The organism is Actinomadura sp. WMMA1423 (assembly GCF_006547145.1).
Taxonomy (GTDB): Bacteria; Actinomycetota; Actinomycetes; order Streptosporangiales; family Streptosporangiaceae; genus Spirillospora.
On record NZ_CP041244.1, the window covers coordinates 5684497 to 5699318 of the forward strand.

General features: G+C 72.4%; 15 protein-coding genes. 12 read left to right on the plus strand and 3 right to left on the minus strand.

The features are described 5' to 3' along the window. The first annotated feature begins 51 nt into the window (after positions 1–51). On the plus strand, positions 52–1389 hold the full coding sequence (gene gdhA, locus FKD65_RS26400) for an NADP-specific glutamate dehydrogenase (protein ID WP_141587090.1): 1338 nt from the start codon (positions 52–54) through the stop codon (positions 1387–1389). A 116-nt stretch (positions 1390–1505) separates the two neighbouring features. Beyond that, positions 1506–2030, plus strand: a complete 525-nt coding sequence (locus FKD65_RS26405) for a potassium channel family protein (RefSeq protein WP_141580025.1) — start codon at positions 1506–1508, stop codon at positions 2028–2030. 39 nt (positions 2031–2069) lie between these two features. Here FKD65_RS26405 and FKD65_RS26410 read toward each other — a convergent pair whose 3' ends face one another. After that, the gene (locus FKD65_RS26410; RefSeq protein WP_141580026.1) at positions 2070–2465 is read right to left on the minus strand and encodes a RidA family protein; all 396 of its coding nucleotides are present in this window, start codon (positions 2463–2465) and stop codon (positions 2070–2072) included. A gap of 148 nt (positions 2466–2613) precedes the next feature. Between FKD65_RS26410 and FKD65_RS26415 the strand changes: the two genes are divergently transcribed. Beyond that, positions 2614–3594, plus strand: coding sequence for a YafY family protein (locus FKD65_RS26415; RefSeq protein WP_141580027.1), 981 nt, complete (start codon positions 2614–2616; stop codon positions 3592–3594). 93 nt (positions 3595–3687) lie between these two features. Here the strand turns inward: FKD65_RS26415 and FKD65_RS26420 are convergent, their stop codons facing one another. Next, a complete protein-coding gene (locus FKD65_RS26420; RefSeq protein ID WP_141580028.1) occupies positions 3688–4305 on the minus strand; it encodes a TetR/AcrR family transcriptional regulator in 618 nt (205 codons plus the stop codon). 87 nt (positions 4306–4392) lie between these two features. Here FKD65_RS26420 and FKD65_RS26425 point away from each other — a divergent pair, with 87 nt between their 5' ends. The 6 genes from FKD65_RS26425 to FKD65_RS26450 all read left to right on the plus strand — a co-directional run bounded on the left by FKD65_RS26425 (position 4393) and on the right by FKD65_RS26450 (position 10486). Continuing rightward, positions 4393–5166 (plus strand): SDR family oxidoreductase, encoded by a 774-nt coding sequence (locus FKD65_RS26425; RefSeq protein ID WP_141580029.1) that lies wholly within the window; start codon positions 4393–4395, stop codon positions 5164–5166. A gap of 47 nt (positions 5167–5213) precedes the next feature. After that, positions 5214–6212 carry a threonine/serine dehydratase gene (locus FKD65_RS26430; RefSeq protein WP_141580030.1) on the plus strand — a complete coding sequence of 333 codons (999 nt, stop codon included), beginning with the start codon at positions 5214–5216 and terminating at the stop codon, positions 6210–6212. 106 nt (positions 6213–6318) lie between these two features. Next, positions 6319–6768 carry a hypothetical protein gene (locus tag FKD65_RS26435; protein ID WP_141580031.1) on the plus strand — a complete coding sequence of 150 codons (450 nt, stop codon included), beginning with the start codon at positions 6319–6321 and terminating at the stop codon, positions 6766–6768. A 160-nt stretch (positions 6769–6928) separates the two neighbouring features. After that, positions 6929–9421, plus strand: a complete 2493-nt coding sequence (locus FKD65_RS26440) for an ATP-dependent Clp protease ATP-binding subunit (RefSeq protein ID WP_141580032.1) — start codon at positions 6929–6931, stop codon at positions 9419–9421. A 52-nt stretch (positions 9422–9473) separates the two neighbouring features. After that, positions 9474–10058 (plus strand): CGNR zinc finger domain-containing protein, encoded by a 585-nt coding sequence (locus tag FKD65_RS26445; RefSeq protein WP_141580033.1) that lies wholly within the window; start codon positions 9474–9476, stop codon positions 10056–10058. Then, positions 10055–10486, plus strand: a complete 432-nt coding sequence (locus tag FKD65_RS26450) for a protein-tyrosine phosphatase family protein (protein WP_141580034.1) — start codon at positions 10055–10057, stop codon at positions 10484–10486. Before FKD65_RS26445 ends, FKD65_RS26450 begins: the two co-directional genes overlap by 4 nt. Before the next feature lie 45 nt (positions 10487–10531). Here the strand turns inward: FKD65_RS26450 and FKD65_RS26455 are convergent, their stop codons facing one another. Further along, a complete protein-coding gene (locus FKD65_RS26455) occupies positions 10532–12136 on the minus strand; it encodes a GMC family oxidoreductase (protein WP_141580035.1) in 1605 nt (534 codons plus the stop codon). A 614-nt stretch (positions 12137–12750) separates the two neighbouring features. Between FKD65_RS26455 and FKD65_RS26460 the strand changes: the two genes are divergently transcribed. The 3 genes from FKD65_RS26460 (at position 12751) to FKD65_RS26470 (ending at position 14817) form a co-directional block, all read left to right on the plus strand. Beyond that, on the plus strand, positions 12751–13287 hold the full coding sequence (locus FKD65_RS26460) for a lytic polysaccharide monooxygenase auxiliary activity family 9 protein (RefSeq protein ID WP_141580036.1): 537 nt from the start codon (positions 12751–12753) through the stop codon (positions 13285–13287). Next, on the plus strand, positions 13287–14222 hold the full coding sequence (locus FKD65_RS26465) for a glycoside hydrolase family 19 protein (RefSeq protein ID WP_141580037.1): 936 nt from the start codon (positions 13287–13289) through the stop codon (positions 14220–14222). The genes FKD65_RS26460 and FKD65_RS26465 overlap by 1 nt, the downstream gene beginning before the upstream one ends. Before the next feature lie 223 nt (positions 14223–14445). Continuing rightward, positions 14446–14817 carry a YciI family protein gene (locus tag FKD65_RS26470; protein WP_141580038.1) on the plus strand — a complete coding sequence of 124 codons (372 nt, stop codon included), beginning with the start codon at positions 14446–14448 and terminating at the stop codon, positions 14815–14817. Positions 14818–14822: the final 5 nt, after the last annotated feature.

Consider the following 14822-nt stretch of genomic DNA (forward strand, 5'->3'; position numbering starts at 1 on the left):
AGGATCTGAGCTATGCCCCTCGCCTCACGCCTGCCGGCCCCGCCCGAGACCATGGCCGTCCTGGAGGAGACCTACTCGGGGGTGCTGCGCCGCGATCCGGGCGAGGCCGAGTTCCACCAGGCCGTGCACGAGGTGCTGGAGTGCCTCGGCCCGGTGCTGGCCGCGCGGCCCGGGCTCGCCACCGCCAAGCTGGTGGAGCGGGTGATCGAGCCGGAACGGCAGATCATGTTCCGCGTCCCGTGGGAGGACGACGACGGGGAGATCCACGTCAACCGCGGCTTCCGCGTCGAGTACAACGGCGCGCTCGGGCCGTACAAGGGCGGGCTCCGCTTCCATCCCACGGTGAACCTCGGAATCGTCAAGTTCCTCGGCTTCGAGCAGATCTTCAAGAACGCGCTGACCGGGCTCGGCATCGGCGGCGGCAAGGGCGGCAGCGACTTCGACCCGCACGGCCGCTCCGACGCCGAGGTCATGCGCTTCTGCCAGTCGTTCATGACCGAGCTGCACCGCCACGTCGGCGAGCACACCGACGTCCCGGCGGGCGACATCGGCGTCGGCGCCCGCGAGATCGGCTACCTGTTCGGCCAGTACCGCCGCGTCACGAACCGGTGGGAGGCCGGGATGCTGACCGGCAAGGGCATGCTGTGGGGCGGCTCCGCCGTCCGGACGGAGGCGACCGGCTACGGCAACGTGATGTTCACGGCCGAGATGCTGCGCCGCCGCGGCGAGGACCTGGACGGCCAGCAGATCGTCGTGTCCGGCTCCGGCAACGTCGCGATCTACACGATCGAGAAGGCCCAGCAACTCGGCGCCAACGTCATCACGGTCTCCGACTCCGCCGGCTATGTCGTGGACGAGAAGGGGATCGACCTCGACCTGCTCAAGCAGGTCAAGGAGGTCGACCGGGGGCGCGTCTCCGACTACGCCGACCTGCGCGGCGCCTCCGCGCGGTTCGTCCCGGGCGGCCGGGTGTGGGACGTCCCCGCCGACATCGCGCTGCCCTCGGCGACGCAGAACGAGCTGGACGCCGAAGCCGCCGCGATCCTCGTCCGCAACGGCGTGAAGGCCGTGTCCGAGGGCGCCAACATGCCGACCACGCCCGAGGCCGTGCACATCCTCCAGGAGGCCGAGGTCGCGTTCGGCCCCGGCAAGGCCGCCAACGCGGGCGGCGTCGCGGTGAGCGCGCTGGAGATGCGGCAGAACGCGAGCCGCGCCGCGTGGCCCTTCTCCCGGGTGGAGGAGGAGCTGTCGGCCATCATGACGAGAATCCACGACACCTGCTACGAGACCGCCGAACGCTACGGCGCCCCCGGTGACTACGTGGTCGGGGCCAACATCGCCGGTTTCGAACGCGTGGCCGACGCCATGCTCGCCCAGGGCCTCATCTAGCGTCGAACGGCTCCGCCGGGGCCCTGCCGTCTGGACGAGCGCCCCGTCCACGGATCAGACGGGGCGCTCCGGGGCATTGACGGAGAGTGAGTGCTCAGTCGCGAAGAGCCCGCATAGTGCTCTGGGCCCGGGTGGTCCTCCGCACGACGCTGACCACGGTGGCCCTGATCGCCGTGTACTTCGCGGCCCCCTTGCACAGGGCGTTCACCGTGGTGAGCGGCACGGTGCTGACCGCGGCGCTGGTCGCGCTGGGAGTGCTCGTCGCGTGGCAGGCGCGGTCGATCGCGCGGTCGGACTCCCCCCGGCTGCGCACCATCGAGGCGCTGGGGACGACCCTCTGGCTCTTCCTGCTGGTGTTCGCCTCCAGCTACCGCCTGATGAGCTACGACGTCCCGCCCGGTTTCTCCGAGCCGCTGACGCACATCGACGCCCTGTTCTTCACCATCACGATCTTCACCTCGGTCGGTTTCAGCGACATCGTCCCGATCTCCCAGACGGCCCGCGCCCTGACGGCGGTGCAGATGCTCGGCGACCTGATCTTCCTGGGCCTCGTGGCCAAGGTCTTCGTGGAGGCGATGCGCCGGGGCGTCGAGCGCAAGTCCGGTACGTCCGGCACTTCCGGCGACGGCGGAGCCCGGTAGCGACCGCTCCACAACCTGTGGACACCCGGCGCGACCGCGTCACGCGACGGCGGTTCCCTCAAGCTCGACCATCAGGCTGGGGATCGCCAGCCGTGTCACCCCGAGCATCGTCGTGGGCGGCGCCACCCTGGCCGCGCCCAACCGCGACGCGAGCACGCCGTAGTGCTCGAAGAGCCGGTCGACGTCGGTGGTGTAGACGTTGAGCCGGACGAGGTCGGCCAGGGACATGCCGGCCTCGCCGAGCACTGCCTCCAGGTTGTCGAGGCTCAGCGCCAGCTGCGCCGCCATGTCATCGGCATGCTGGGGCTTGCCGTCGTCGCTCATAGCGGTCTGTCCGGCGCAGTACAGGGTGCGGGTGTGTCCGGAGACGACCTGACCCTGGTCGTACCCCATCTCCACGGACCACGCCCACGGGTTGACCACCGTTCGCTCCATCGTCACAGACTCCATTCGGTTCGTCGACAACGCACGGGTCGACCGCGTCGCCGGACCCTTCCGCCGGCACCGCGTTCCGTCGACCGCACTGATGAGCCTCCCAACGAATCACGACATCCTGTGTCATGTATTTCAGTAGAGTTCTCGGGTGCGCGCCGACCGGCTGGTCTCGCTTGTGCTGCTGCTGCGGCGCCACGGCCGGCTGTCCGCGTCCGCGCTGGCCCGCGAGCTGGAGGTGTCCACCCGCACCGTCCTGCGCGACATCGAGGCGCTGTCCGCGGCCGGTGTTCCGGTCTATGCCGAGCGCGGCCGCAATGGCGGGTTCGCGTTGCTGCCCGGTTTCCGGACCGAGCTCACCGGCCTGAACCACGACGAGGCCCTGGCCCTGCTGGTCGCCGGATCGCGGCGCGGCGCGCAGGCCTTCGGCCTCGGCTCGGCGCTCGCCTCGGCGATGCTCAAGGTCGTCGACGCGCTGCCCGCGACCCACCGCGACACCGCGGCCGTCGCGGCGGAGCGGCTGCTGATCGACCCCGAGATCGACCTCCTCTCGCGCCGGCAGGACGCCGAGGAGGTGCCCGACGCCGTAGTGGCGGAGGTCCGGCGCGCGGTGTTCGCCGGGCACAAGCTGCGCATCCACTACGCGGCCGCGGGCCGGGCCCCGAAATGGCGCACGGTGGACCCGATCGGCCTGGTCACCGTCCGCGGCCAGGGCTACCTCCTGGCGACGAGGTCCGGCGCGGAGCGCACCTACCGGCTGTCGCGGGTCCTGGCCGCCGAGGAGCTCACAGAACCCGCCCAGCGGCCCGACCGGGTCGATCTCGACCGGACCTGGCAGGAGCGCAGCACGCGTTTCCGGACCGGGGGCGACCAGGTCGCCGTGCTGGTCCGGGTGGACCCGGCTCGGCGGGACGACCTGGTGGGCACCGCCCTGGCCGTCCGCGCCGAGGAGACCGGCGCCGACGGCCGGCTGCGCATGGAGGTGACCTTCCAGGATCCGAGACACGCCGAGTGGGCGCTGTGGCAGCTCGCCGCCGGCGTGGAAGCCCTGGCTCCGCAGTGGCTGCGCACCGCCCTGCGCGACCGCGCCACCGCGATCGCCGCCTCCTACGAGCGCCCACCCGAGATCTGACGGCGACCGGACGGCCCCCTTGGCGAGGAGCCAAGGGAGCGGTTCGCCGTCAGGGGCCGCCTGCGCTACGCAGCGCCTTGGCGGCCGTAGTGGTCAACTTTGTGGCGCCGGCCATGCGGTCAGGGCCAGTTCGGCGGTCGCGGTGAGTTCGGTGGCCGTGGCTCCGTCGGCGGCGCGTTGCGACATGCCCTGGATGACGGCGGCGAAGTACGCGGCCACGGTGCCGGGATCCGCCGTGGCGGCCAGTTCGCCCGCCCGCTGTGCGGCCTGGAGACGGGTCCGGAAGCCCTCCAGGTTCGTGTTCCGCAGATCGCGGAGGAACGCCGCCACCTCGGCGTCCTGCGGGGTCACGTTGGTCGCCGCGCTGATCGTCAGGCAGCCGGCCGGGTGGGAGGCGTCGGTGTAGATCACGGCCGCCTCGCGCAGGATGCGGGCGAAGGCGCCGTAGGCGGTGGGTTCCTCGTCCAGGGCGATGCCCATGAACGCGCCCACGGGCGAGCGTCCGTAGCTCTGCACCACCTCCTTGAACAGCGACTTCTTGTCACCGAAGGCCGCGTACAGGCTGCCGGGCCTGATGCCCATCGCCTCGGTCAGCTCGCCGACGGAGGTGGCCTCGTAGCCGCGTTCCCAGAACAGCCGCGTGGCGGCGGTCAGGGCCGCGTCGCGGTCGAACGCCCTCGGCCGCCCCCGCTTCGCACGTGTCTCGCTCACCCCAGGATTCTATAGCGAGCGCTCAAGAATGTGTGCTAACTTCCTTCTTGAGCAAACGCTCAAGAATTCGGAGGAGAGGTCGCAGCCATGGGCGCACGTGCACTCGAAGGAAAGATCGCGCTGGTCACCGGGGGAGGCCGCGGCATCGGACGGGCCATCGCCCTGCGTCTCGGCCGGGACGGCGCCACCGTCGCCGTCACCTACGCCCGCGACGAGGCGGCGGCGAAGGAGGTCGTGGAGGGCATCCGCGCGGAGGGCGGCCGGGCCTTCGCCCTGCACGCGGAGTTGGGGCGGCACGGTGACGCGGCCCGCCTGTGGGCCGCGTTCGACGCCGCCGGCGCCGATCACGCGCCCGGCGGGGCCGTCGACATCATCGTCAACAACGCGGGAGCCGGCCGCAGCCCCGACCTCGCGTCGCTGACCGAGGAGGCCTTCGACGAGGTCTTCGCCGTGAACGTCCGCGCGCCGTTCTTCATCGTGCGGCACGCGCTCGGTCGGCTGCGCGGCGGCGGCAGGATCATCAACATCTCCAGCGGCGTGGCCCGCATCGCGATGCCGGAGATCATGGCCTACGGCTCGACCAAGGGCGCGCTCGACACCTTCACCCTCAACCTCGCCAAGGAACTCGGCCCCCGGGGCATCACGGCGAACTCGGTGGCCCCCGGCATCATCGACACCGACCTCAACGCGGGCTGGCTGCGCGGGAACCCCGAGGCGCAGGAGCGGGCGGCGTCGCTGGCCGCGCTGGGCCGGGTCGGGCGGCCCGAGGACGTGGCGGGCGTCGTGGCCTTCCTCGCCTCCGACGACGCGCGCTGGGTGACCGGCCGGGTGATCGACGCGACGGGCGGTTCCGGGCTGTGATCCGTCCCGCCGCGAGCCCGCGCGCCGCTGGGTTAGGCTGCCTTGCCGTGCCGGAGACGCGTCTCGACACCGCCCGGATCCGGGCGGCCCGCCAGCTGATCGATCCGATCTTCCTCGACACCCCGCTGTACCGCTGCGAGGCGCTGGAGCCCGACCTCGGGTGCGCGGTGAGCGTCAAGCTCGAGACGGCGAACCCGGTCCGCAGCTTCAAGGGGCGCGGCACCGAGCTGGTCGCGAGCCTGCTCGCCGGTGACGGTCCCCGAGCCGCGGTGTGCGCCAGCGCGGGCAACCTCGGCCAGGCCCTCGCATGGTCGGGCCGCGGCCGGGGGCTCGACATCACCGTCGTGGCCTCCCGCTCCGCGCCGGCGGCCAAGCTCGACCGCATCCGCGCGCTCGGCGCCAGGCTGGAGCTGGTGGACGGCGACTTCGACATGGCGCGCGAGCGGGCGGTGGCGATAGCGCGGCGCGACGGCATCCGCCTCGTCGAGGACAGCCTGGACATCGAGACCTGCGAAGGCGCGGCGACCATCGGCCTGGAACTGGTGGACGCCATGACCTCCCCCGGCTCCGCGCCGCCGTTCGACACCGTCCTGATCGCTCTCGGCGGCGGGGCGCTGGCCACGGGTGTGGGGCACGTGCTGAAGGCGTTCGCGCCCGAGGTCGAGGTGATCTGCGTCCAGCCGCGGGGCGCGCCCGCGATGACGCGCTCCTGGCACCGGCGGCGCGTCGTCACCACCGAATCGACCGACACCATCGCGGACGGCGTCGCGGGGCGACGCCCCATCCCGGCCGTGCTGGACGACCTCCTCGTGGTCGCCGACGACGCCGTCCTGGTCGAGGAGGAGTCGATCACCACCGGCATGGGGCTGCTCCTCGACCGCGCGGGCCTCGTCGCCGAACCGTCGGCCGCGCTCGGTGTCGCGGCGGTCCTCGAAGACCGCGCACGCTTCGCCGACCGGCACGTCGTCACCATCGTGTGCGGCGGCAACGTCGACGCGAGCGCCTACCGCCGCTGGGTCGGCGCCGCACCGGTCCCGAGGCCCTGAGGACGCGCACCCCGCCGCTGGCCTCTTCCGGCCAGGCCGCCTGGACGACACCCCCCACCGGTAAACGCCCGACGGAGGCTCGGGCGTCTCCGATAAGGGGTGCGAGATGCTCGACAGAGTGGTCAACACGGTTTTCCTCAACTTTGCCGTGCCGATACTGGCGGTCATTGCCGTCTTCTTCACGGCGCAGGACCTGGTGCCGTCGTACGCCGCGCTCTTCCACGGCGGCAAAACCGGGGTCTTCACTGCCCGTGACAAGAAGTGCGGCAAGTCCTGCTCATGGCGGGGCGACTTCGTCTCCGACGACGGCTCCGTGGTGCGCCGTGACGTTTTGCTGGGTTCCGGCGAGCGTGTCGACGGTGCGGGAGACCGGGTGAAGGCACGCGACACCGGCAATCGGGGGGCCGTCTATCCGGCCGGGTGGTCGCCGGACGCCATCTGGGCAACGTTCTTCCTCATGCTCGGCCTGCTCGTCCTCGGGGTTTGGAGCGGGTGGACGTGGCGGCGGCTCCGGCGCCGGTTCGGCAGGGGGCCGGCCGGCATCGACGCGGGCTGAGCGCGTTCGGTCGATCGGGCCCGGGCAGGCGTCCGCGAAACGCGTATGCCCAGGTCCGTGGTCGTGAGACGGTTGGCGCGAGGGGTTCCTGGGGCATGCCATGGGCAGGGGGATGTCCGTTGTTATGACGTGTCCTTCGACTACCGGGGGGTTTTCGGAGATGACCGCGGGATGGTACGGGCCAGGGGGAATGGACCCGTTCGAGGAGATGCTCGCCCGCTTCTTCGGGGCGCGGGCGCACCGGCGGCCCATGGAGCGGATCAGCCTCGCGCGGCTGATGAGCGAGCCCGCGCGGGAGCTCGTGCGGGACGCCGCCGCGCAGGCCGCGCAGTGGGGCAGCGACGATCTGGACACCGATCACCTGTTGTGGGCGGCGACGCGCCAGCAGGGGACGCGGCAGTGGATGGCTCGGGCCGGCGCCGATCCGGACAAGATCAGAGAAGAGATCGAGGACCACGCGCGGCGGGGTGAGCCCCGGGACGTCCCGCCCGAGCTGACCCCCGCGGCCAAGCGGGCGCTGCTCGACTCGCACCAGGTGTCGCGGGCGCTCGGCTCGTCCTACATCGGGCCCGAGCACCTGCTGTTCGCGCTGGCGCTCGATCGCGGTTCGAGCGCCGGCCGGATCCTCGACCACGAGCACGTGACGCCCGACTCGCTCCAGCAGGCGGCGTCCGGCGGCGGCTCCGGGCAGCCGCCGTCCGGTGGCGGGCAGTCGACCGGGACGCCGACGCTGGACGAGTTCGGACGCGACCTGACCGCCCTCGCGCGGGAGGGGCGCATCGATCCGGTGATCGGGCGCGAGGACCAGATCGAGGAGACGGTCGAGGTCCTCTCGCGGCGCACCAAGAACAACCCGGTGCTGATCGGCGATCCGGGGGTCGGCAAGACCGCGATCGCCGAGGGGCTGGCCCAGCGGATCGTGGACGACGAGGTCCCCGAGACGCTGCGCGGCAAGCGCATCGTCCAGATCGACCTGGGCGGGGTCGTCGCGGGCACCCGTTACCGGGGCGACTTCGAGGAGCGGCTGAAGAAGCTCGTGGACGAGATCCGCGAGCACGCAGAGGGCCTCGTCGTGTTCATCGACGAGATCCACACGATCGTGGGCGCGGGCAGCGCGGAGGGCGCGATGTCGGCGGGCAACATGCTGAAGCCCCCGCTCGCCCGAGGCGAGCTCCACGTGGTCGGCGCGACCACGATCGACGAGTACCGACGCAACATCGAGAAGGACGCGGCGCTGGAGCGGCGGTTCCAGCCGATTCTGGTGCCGGAGCCGAGCGCCGACGACAGCATCGAGATCCTGCGCGGCCTCCGCGACCGGTACGAGGCGCACCACCAGGTCCGCTTCACCGACGAGGCGCTCGTCGCGGCCGTCGACCTGTCCAGCCGCTACCTGACCGACCGGTTCCTTCCGGACAAGGCGATCGACCTCATCGACCAGGCGGGCGCCCGCGTCCGGCTGCGCTCCACGCGCGACGGCGGGCGGCGCGAGCTGGAGCAGCGCCTCGACCGGCGGCGCCGCGAGAAGGACCAGGCCGTCGCGGACGAGGACTACGAGCGCGCCTCCGAGCTTCGCGACGAGGTCGCCCGGCTGGAGGAGGACCTCACCGCGACGCGCGGCAACGGCGGGCCGACCACGGTCCCGGAGGTGACCACGGAGGACATCGCCGAGGTCGTCTCCCGGATCTCCGGCGTTCCCGTCACCCAGCTCACCCAGGCCGAGCGCGAGCGCCTCGCCAACCTGGAGGGGCACCTGCACGAGCGCGTGATCGGGCAGGAGGACGCGGTGGAGGCGGTGTCGCGGGCCGTCCGGCGGTCCCGTGCCGGGATGGGCGACCCGGACCGCCCGATCGGCGGGTTCCTGTTCCTCGGCCCGACCGGCGTCGGCAAGACCGAGCTGGCCAAGGCGCTGGCCGAGGCGCTGTTCGGCAGCCGCGACCGGATGATCCGCTTCGACATGAGCGAGTTCCAGGAGCGGCACACCGTGAGCCGCCTGATGGGCGCGCCTCCCGGGTACGTCGGCTACGAGGAGGCGGGGCAGCTCACCGACGCGGTCCGCCGCCAGCCGTACTCGGTGATCCTGCTGGACGAGATCGAGAAGGCGCACCAGGACGTGTTCAACGTCCTGCTCCAGCTCCTCGACGACGGCCGCCTCACCGACGCGCAGGGCCGCACCGTCGACTTCCGGAACACCGTCGTGATCATGACGAGCAACCTGGGCTCGGAGCTGATCACCGGTACCACCGAGATCGGCTTCGGCACGTCCGGCGACGGCGCCGTGCTGAGCGACCGGATCATGCGGCGGCTGCGCGAGTCGTTCCGGCCCGAGTTCCTCAACCGGATCGACGAGATCATCGTCTTCCAGCGGCTGGAGGAGGGCCAGCTCCGCCAGATCACCGACCTGCTGCTGGACGAGACGCGCCGCCGCCTGCGCGCGCAGGACGTCTCCGTGGCCTTCAGCCCCGAGGCCGTGGACTGGCTCGCCGAGCGCGGCTACCAGCCCGAGTTCGGCGCCCGGCCGCTGCGCCGCACGATCCAGCGCGAGGTCGACGACCAGCTCTCGGACCTGCTCCTGTCCGGCGACCTGGGGCACGGCGGGCACGTCGAGGTCTCCGCGGTGAACGGCGGGCTCCAGTTCGACGTCGCCACCGAGTAAGGGCTACAGTTCTCCTATAACCCTTACAGCAGGGCAGAGGAGGACGTGGACCGTGCTCATCCCGATCGCCGACTACACGGCGGGCGTCGAGGTCGCGAACGGCCTGGTCGCCACATCGCCGGAAGCACGGGGGGCCGAGGCGCTCGCCGAGCCCGGCGACCTCGCCGCCGTGCTCTCCGGCTACGACCTGGCCGCCTACGACGTCGTCGCCCACGACCCCGCGGCGCTGACCGCGGGCGACGTCGAGAAGGTCCGCTTCCTGCGCCGCGAGGTTCGGGCCGTGCTGGAGTCGGAGTCCGAGGACGAGGCGGTGGAGCGGGCGGCCCTGATGGCCGGGCATGTCGGGCTCGCGCCCGTGCTGCGCCGCGACCGGTCCGGCCGGTGGCAGTGGTACGTCCCGACGGCCCGGAACGCCCCGCTCGTCGCGGAGCTGGCCACCGTCGCCGGCGTCGCGCTGCTCGGCCTCGTCCGGGCGCTCGGCCACGGCCGTTTCCGCGCGTGCGCCGCCCCCGGCTGCGGCGGCGTGTTCGCCGACGCCAGCCGCGCCGGCCGCCGCCGCTACTGCATGCCGGAGCTGTGCGGGAACAGGCTCAACGTCGCCAACCACCGCGCCCGCCGCCGGGCGGTGGCCCGATGACGCTCACCGGCGCGATCGAGCTCCCGGACGGCACCCTGGTCCGCGGGCGCGGCCTGCGCGATCCGCTCCCGGACGGCCCCGTCCCCGACTTCGGGCTCTACCTCGGCTCCGGCCGGCTCCGCCGCAGGCATGAACCGGCGCTGCGCTGGCCGTCCGAGTGGATCGACTGGCCGGACTTCCTGCTGCCCCGCGACGGGGACGAGGCCGTCCGGCGGATCCGCGCCCTGCACGAGCGGGCACGTTCCGGCGCTTCGGTCGAGGTCGCCTGCGGGGGCGGCGTCGGGCGCACCGGCACCGTCATCGCGTGCCTGGCCGTCCTGTCGGGGGCGGCCCCGTCCGAGGCCGTCTCCTGGGCGCGCGAGCACCACCACCCGCGCGCCGTGGAGACACCCTGGCAGCGGCGGTGGGTGACGCGCTTCCCGACCTGAACCCGCTGGTCCGGGCCGGGGCGCCTCCTGCTCGCCGGCGACCGGCTACCCGCCGAGGATCAGCTTGGCGCCGTGCTCGCCGATCATCATGCTCGGGGCGTTGGTGTTGCCGCCGATGATGCTCGGCATGATCGACGCGTCTGCCACCCGGAGGCCCTCGATGCCGCGCACGCGCAGCTCGGGGTCGACGACGGCCCGCTCGTCCGCCCCCATGCGGCACGACCCCACCGGGTGGTAGACCGTCGTGGCGCGGTTGGGCAGCTCTCTCGCCAGCTCCTCCCGGCCCGGGAACCGCGACCCGGGCGACAGCTCCTCCTTGACGTCCCCGGCGATCACCTGGCCGGCCATCACCTCGCGGACCAGCTCGATGCCGTCCAGCAGCAGCCGGGCGTCGTCGGGCTCGGTGAGGTAGCCCGGGTCGATGACCGGCGCGGCGGACGGGTCCGCCGACCCCAGCCGCACCGTGCCGCGGCTCTTCGGGTAGATCAGCGTCGGCATGATCGTGAGCGCGGACCGCTTGTCGACGGCGTGCCGCACCGGCGCGTCCTGGTTCGGGAACGGGTACGACCACGGCAGCGCGTGCAGCTGGATGTCGGGGATCTCGCCCGCCTGCCCGCTGCGGACGAAGCCGACCGCCTCGAACACGCTGCGGGCGACCCACGTCCCGCCCCTCGTCCACTCCTTGGCGACGCCTCTGGCGAAGTAGGGCGCGGTGCCCTTGTGGCGGGCGGTGTCCATGACGAACGTCATCGGCACGAACATGTGGTCGTGCAGGTTGTCGCCCACGGGAAGGTCGGCGCGCACCGCGATCCCGTGGTCCTTCAGGTGGCCGGCCGGGCCCACGCCCGACAGCATCAGCAGGTGCGGGGAACCGAACGCCCCCGCCGACAGGACGACCTCACGGGACGCCCGGATCGTCGCCTTGCCCTTCTTGCCGGCGACCTCGACGCCCGTGGCCCGCCCCTTCTCGATCACGACCCGGTGCACGGCCACGTTCGTGAGGACCGTCAGGTTCGGCAGGCCGTGGTCGTCCAGGTAGCCGACGGACGAGCTGTAGCGCAGACCGTCCGCGACGCTCTGCTGGAAGATCCCCACGCCCTCCTGCTCGGCGCCGTTGTAGTCGTCGTTGCGCTTGACGCCCGCCGTCTGGACGACCGCCTCGATGAACGCCTCCGAGGCCGGCGTCAGGTCCCGCTGCCGCGTCACCTGGATCGGGCCGCCCGCGCCGCGCAGGTCGGAGGCGCCGTCCTCCCAGTTCTCCATCCGCCGGTAGCTGTCGAGGACGTCGTCGAAGCCCCACCCGGCGCAGCCCTCGGCGGCCCAGTCGTCGTAGTTCTTGCGGTGGCCGCGCACGAACAGCATCCCGTTGATCGACCCCGAGCCCCCGAGGACGCGCCCCCGGACCTGCGGGATCCTCCGGTCGAGCGCGCTCTTCTGCGGGACGCTGTAGAAGCCCCAGTCCAGCCGCTTCTTCAGCTGCGGGATGTTGTGGAAGACGGCGATCAGCCCCGGCTTGCGGACCAGCGGGGTCCGGTCCGGCCCGCCCGCCTCCACCAGGACGACGCTCGCCCCGGACTCGGCCAGCCGCTTCGCCAGCACGCAGCCGGCGCTTCCGGCCCCCACCACGACGTAATCAGCGCTCCGGTCCATGTGTTCCTCTCAGCGGGCACCGCGCAGCGAGGCGACCGCTAACGAGGGCCCGCGCCTGGCCCTGTCGGCGCCGCCGTCCCGGCCGGACGCGGGATGTTCCCGCCGGTCAGGCGACAGAAATGGGTGGCCCGATCGTAGAAGGGCGAGGGCGCCCCTCCAAGGGGTGTCCCGGTGACCGGAACCTGCCCCCCACGCGCGTCCGCGCATCCCCTCGCCGCCGCCTTCTCAGGCGGGTCGAGCACGCCCTGGGCGGGGGCCTTGGTCCGGTCTGGGCCGGGGCCTTTGGCAGGCACTGCCGACCATCTGGATGCCGGTATGGGGAATGGTGCCGAATCTCGCGGCCGGAACCGGCTGGTTCGCCGCCCTGCCTGCACTGGTCCTGCAGGCCCGCTCCGGCGGCCCCAGCCGGAGCCTTGCCGTGCCCCGCGCGCGGGGTTAACGTGCCGTAAATCCGATAGGAAAGTTTCCTATCCGATGGAGTGTGCATGCCCCGCGCCCCACCCCGACGCCTCCGGCACCGCGAGGCCGGCCCCGCGTCCGCTGGTTGCTCCCCTCGCGGCGGACCCCGCCGCGACGACCTCCCATGACCACCCCACCACGCAAGGACCCCCCGCATGAAGAAGATCCCCCGCACGAAGCGCTCGCGCAGGATCGCCGCCGTCACGGCGGGCGCCGCCGTCGCCCCGCTCGTCGCCGTGGTGATACCGGCGACATCTGCCTGGGCGCACGGATACGTCTCGGCGCCGATGAGCCGGCAGGCCCAGTGCGCGCAGCACATCGTCCAGTGCGGCTCCATCCAGTGGGAGCCGCAGAGCGTCGAGGGCCCGAAGGGCCTGCGCAGCTGCAGCGGCGGCAACGCGCGGTTCGCCGAACTCGACGACGACGCCAAGGGCTGGCGGGCCACCACCGTCGGCCGGACGGTGACCTTCACCTGGACGTTCACCGCCCGGCACCGCACCTCGAACTACGAGTACTACGTCGGCGGCACGCGCGTCGCCGTGGTCGACGGCAACGGCCAGCAGCCGCCGTCCACCGTCTCGCACTCGGTCGACCTCGGCGGCGTCACCGGGCGGCAGAAGGTGCTGGCGGTCTGGAACATCGCCGACACGGCCAACGCCTTCTACGCCTGCGTGGATGTGAACGTCCAGTGATGCCCGTCCGCAAGGCGCGGCGCGTCCCTTCGCCGCGCGTCCCCCGGCTGCTCGGCGCCCTGCTGCTCGGTGCCGCCCTGCTCGCGGCGGCGGCGCTGCCGGGCGTCGTCTCGGCGCCCCCGGCCCTCGCCGCGGACTGCGCCGCGGCATGGAGTTCCTCCGCCGTCTACACCGGCGGTGCCACGGTGTCCTACAACGGGCACAACTGGTCGGCGAAGTGGTGGACGCAGAACGAGACGCCGGGCCGCGCCGACGTGTGGGCCGATCAGGGGACGTGCGGCGGGCCGTCCGATCCCGGTGATCCGCCCGGCCAGGGCGGGTTCGTCGTGAGCGAGTCCCAGTTCGCCCAGATGTTCCCGAGCCGCAACTCGTTCTACGGCTACGGCGGCCTGACCGCGGCGATGGCGGCCTTCCCGGCGTTCGCCAACACGGGAAGCGACACCGTGAAGAAGCAGGAGGCGGCCGCCTTCCTGGCCAACGTCAACCATGAGACCGGTGGGCTGGTCTACGTCGTCGAGCAGAACACCGCGAACTACCCGCACTACTGCGACGCGGGCCGGCCCTACGGCTGCCCGGCCGGACAGGCGGCGTACTACGGGCGCGGTCCCATCCAGCTGAGCTGGAACTTCAACTACAAGGCGGCCGGTGACGCCCTCGGCCTCGACCTGCTGAACAACCCGTGGCTGGTCGAACGGGACGCGTCGGTCTCGTGGCGGACCGGGCTCTGGTACTGGATGACCCAGAGCGGCCCCGGCAGCATGACCGGCCACAACGCGATGGTCAACGGCCGCGGCTTCGGCGAGACGATCCGCAGCATCAACGGGTCCCTGGAATGCGACGGCCGGAACCCGGCCCAGGTGCAGAGCCGGGTGAACGCCTACCAGCGCTTCACCCAGATCCTCGGCGTCCCCGCAGGGAGCAACCTGACCTGCTGACGGGACCCGGCGATGACGGCGGGCCCGCCCCCATCAGGAGGCGGCCGCCCCGCTGGAGTAGACGGCGGCCCGTGCCCGGCCACCCCGGGTGCGGGCCGTCCGCCGCTCCCGGTTCCGGAAGCGCGGCGAGAGAATTCTCCGGGGCCGTGTCGATCCGCGGCCCGCCCGTTCGACCTGTGAGTGCGCGGGCCGAGAGGCGGCCCCGCCGGACGAGGAGGACGCGATGGCGAAGTACCTGCTGATCATGCGGGGCACCGACGAGTCGAACGCGGCCATGATGGCCGACATCGACGCGTTGATGACCACTACCCGCCGCTTCATCGAGGAGATGGACAAGGCGGGCGTCCTCCTCGCGGCGGAAGGGCTCGACACTCCGGACGAGGGCGTCGTGGTCGAGTTCGGCGGCGAGACCCCTGTGGTCTCCGACGGGCCGTACGGCGAGACCAAGGAGCTGTTCGGGGGCTTCTTCCTGCTCGACGTCGCCTCGAAGCAGGAGGCGGTCGAGTGGGCCAAGCGGGTCCCGGCGGCCCCCGGAGCCAAGATCGAGGTCCGGCGGGTGCCCGGGAGCGACGAGGTCCCGCCGGGCGCCGAGTGATCGGC

Excerpts from the sequence above, each read along its gene's own strand:
- gdhA (WP_141587090.1), top strand. The coding sequence starts at position 52 with ATGGCCGTCCTGGAGGAGACCTACTCGGGGGTGCTGCGCCGCGATCCG.
- FKD65_RS26410 (WP_141580026.1), bottom strand. The coding sequence starts at position 2,465 with ATGGAGCGAACGGTGGTCAACCCGTGGGCGTGGTCCGTGGAGATGGGG.
- FKD65_RS26425 (WP_141580029.1), top strand. The coding sequence starts at position 4,393 with ATGGGCGCACGTGCACTCGAAGGAAAGATCGCGCTGGTCACCGGGGGA.
- FKD65_RS26435 (WP_141580031.1), top strand. The coding sequence starts at position 6,319 with ATGCTCGACAGAGTGGTCAACACGGTTTTCCTCAACTTTGCCGTGCCG.
- FKD65_RS26440 (WP_141580032.1), top strand. The coding sequence starts at position 6,929 with ATGACCGCGGGATGGTACGGGCCAGGGGGAATGGACCCGTTCGAGGAG.
- FKD65_RS26450 (WP_141580034.1), top strand. The coding sequence starts at position 10,055 with ATGACGCTCACCGGCGCGATCGAGCTCCCGGACGGCACCCTGGTCCGC.
- FKD65_RS26455 (WP_141580035.1), bottom strand. The coding sequence starts at position 12,136 with ATGGACCGGAGCGCTGATTACGTCGTGGTGGGGGCCGGAAGCGCCGGC.
- FKD65_RS26460 (WP_141580036.1), top strand. The coding sequence starts at position 12,751 with ATGAAGAAGATCCCCCGCACGAAGCGCTCGCGCAGGATCGCCGCCGTC.
- FKD65_RS26465 (WP_141580037.1), top strand. The coding sequence starts at position 13,287 with ATGCCCGTCCGCAAGGCGCGGCGCGTCCCTTCGCCGCGCGTCCCCCGG.
- FKD65_RS26470 (WP_141580038.1), top strand. The coding sequence starts at position 14,446 with ATGGCGAAGTACCTGCTGATCATGCGGGGCACCGACGAGTCGAACGCG.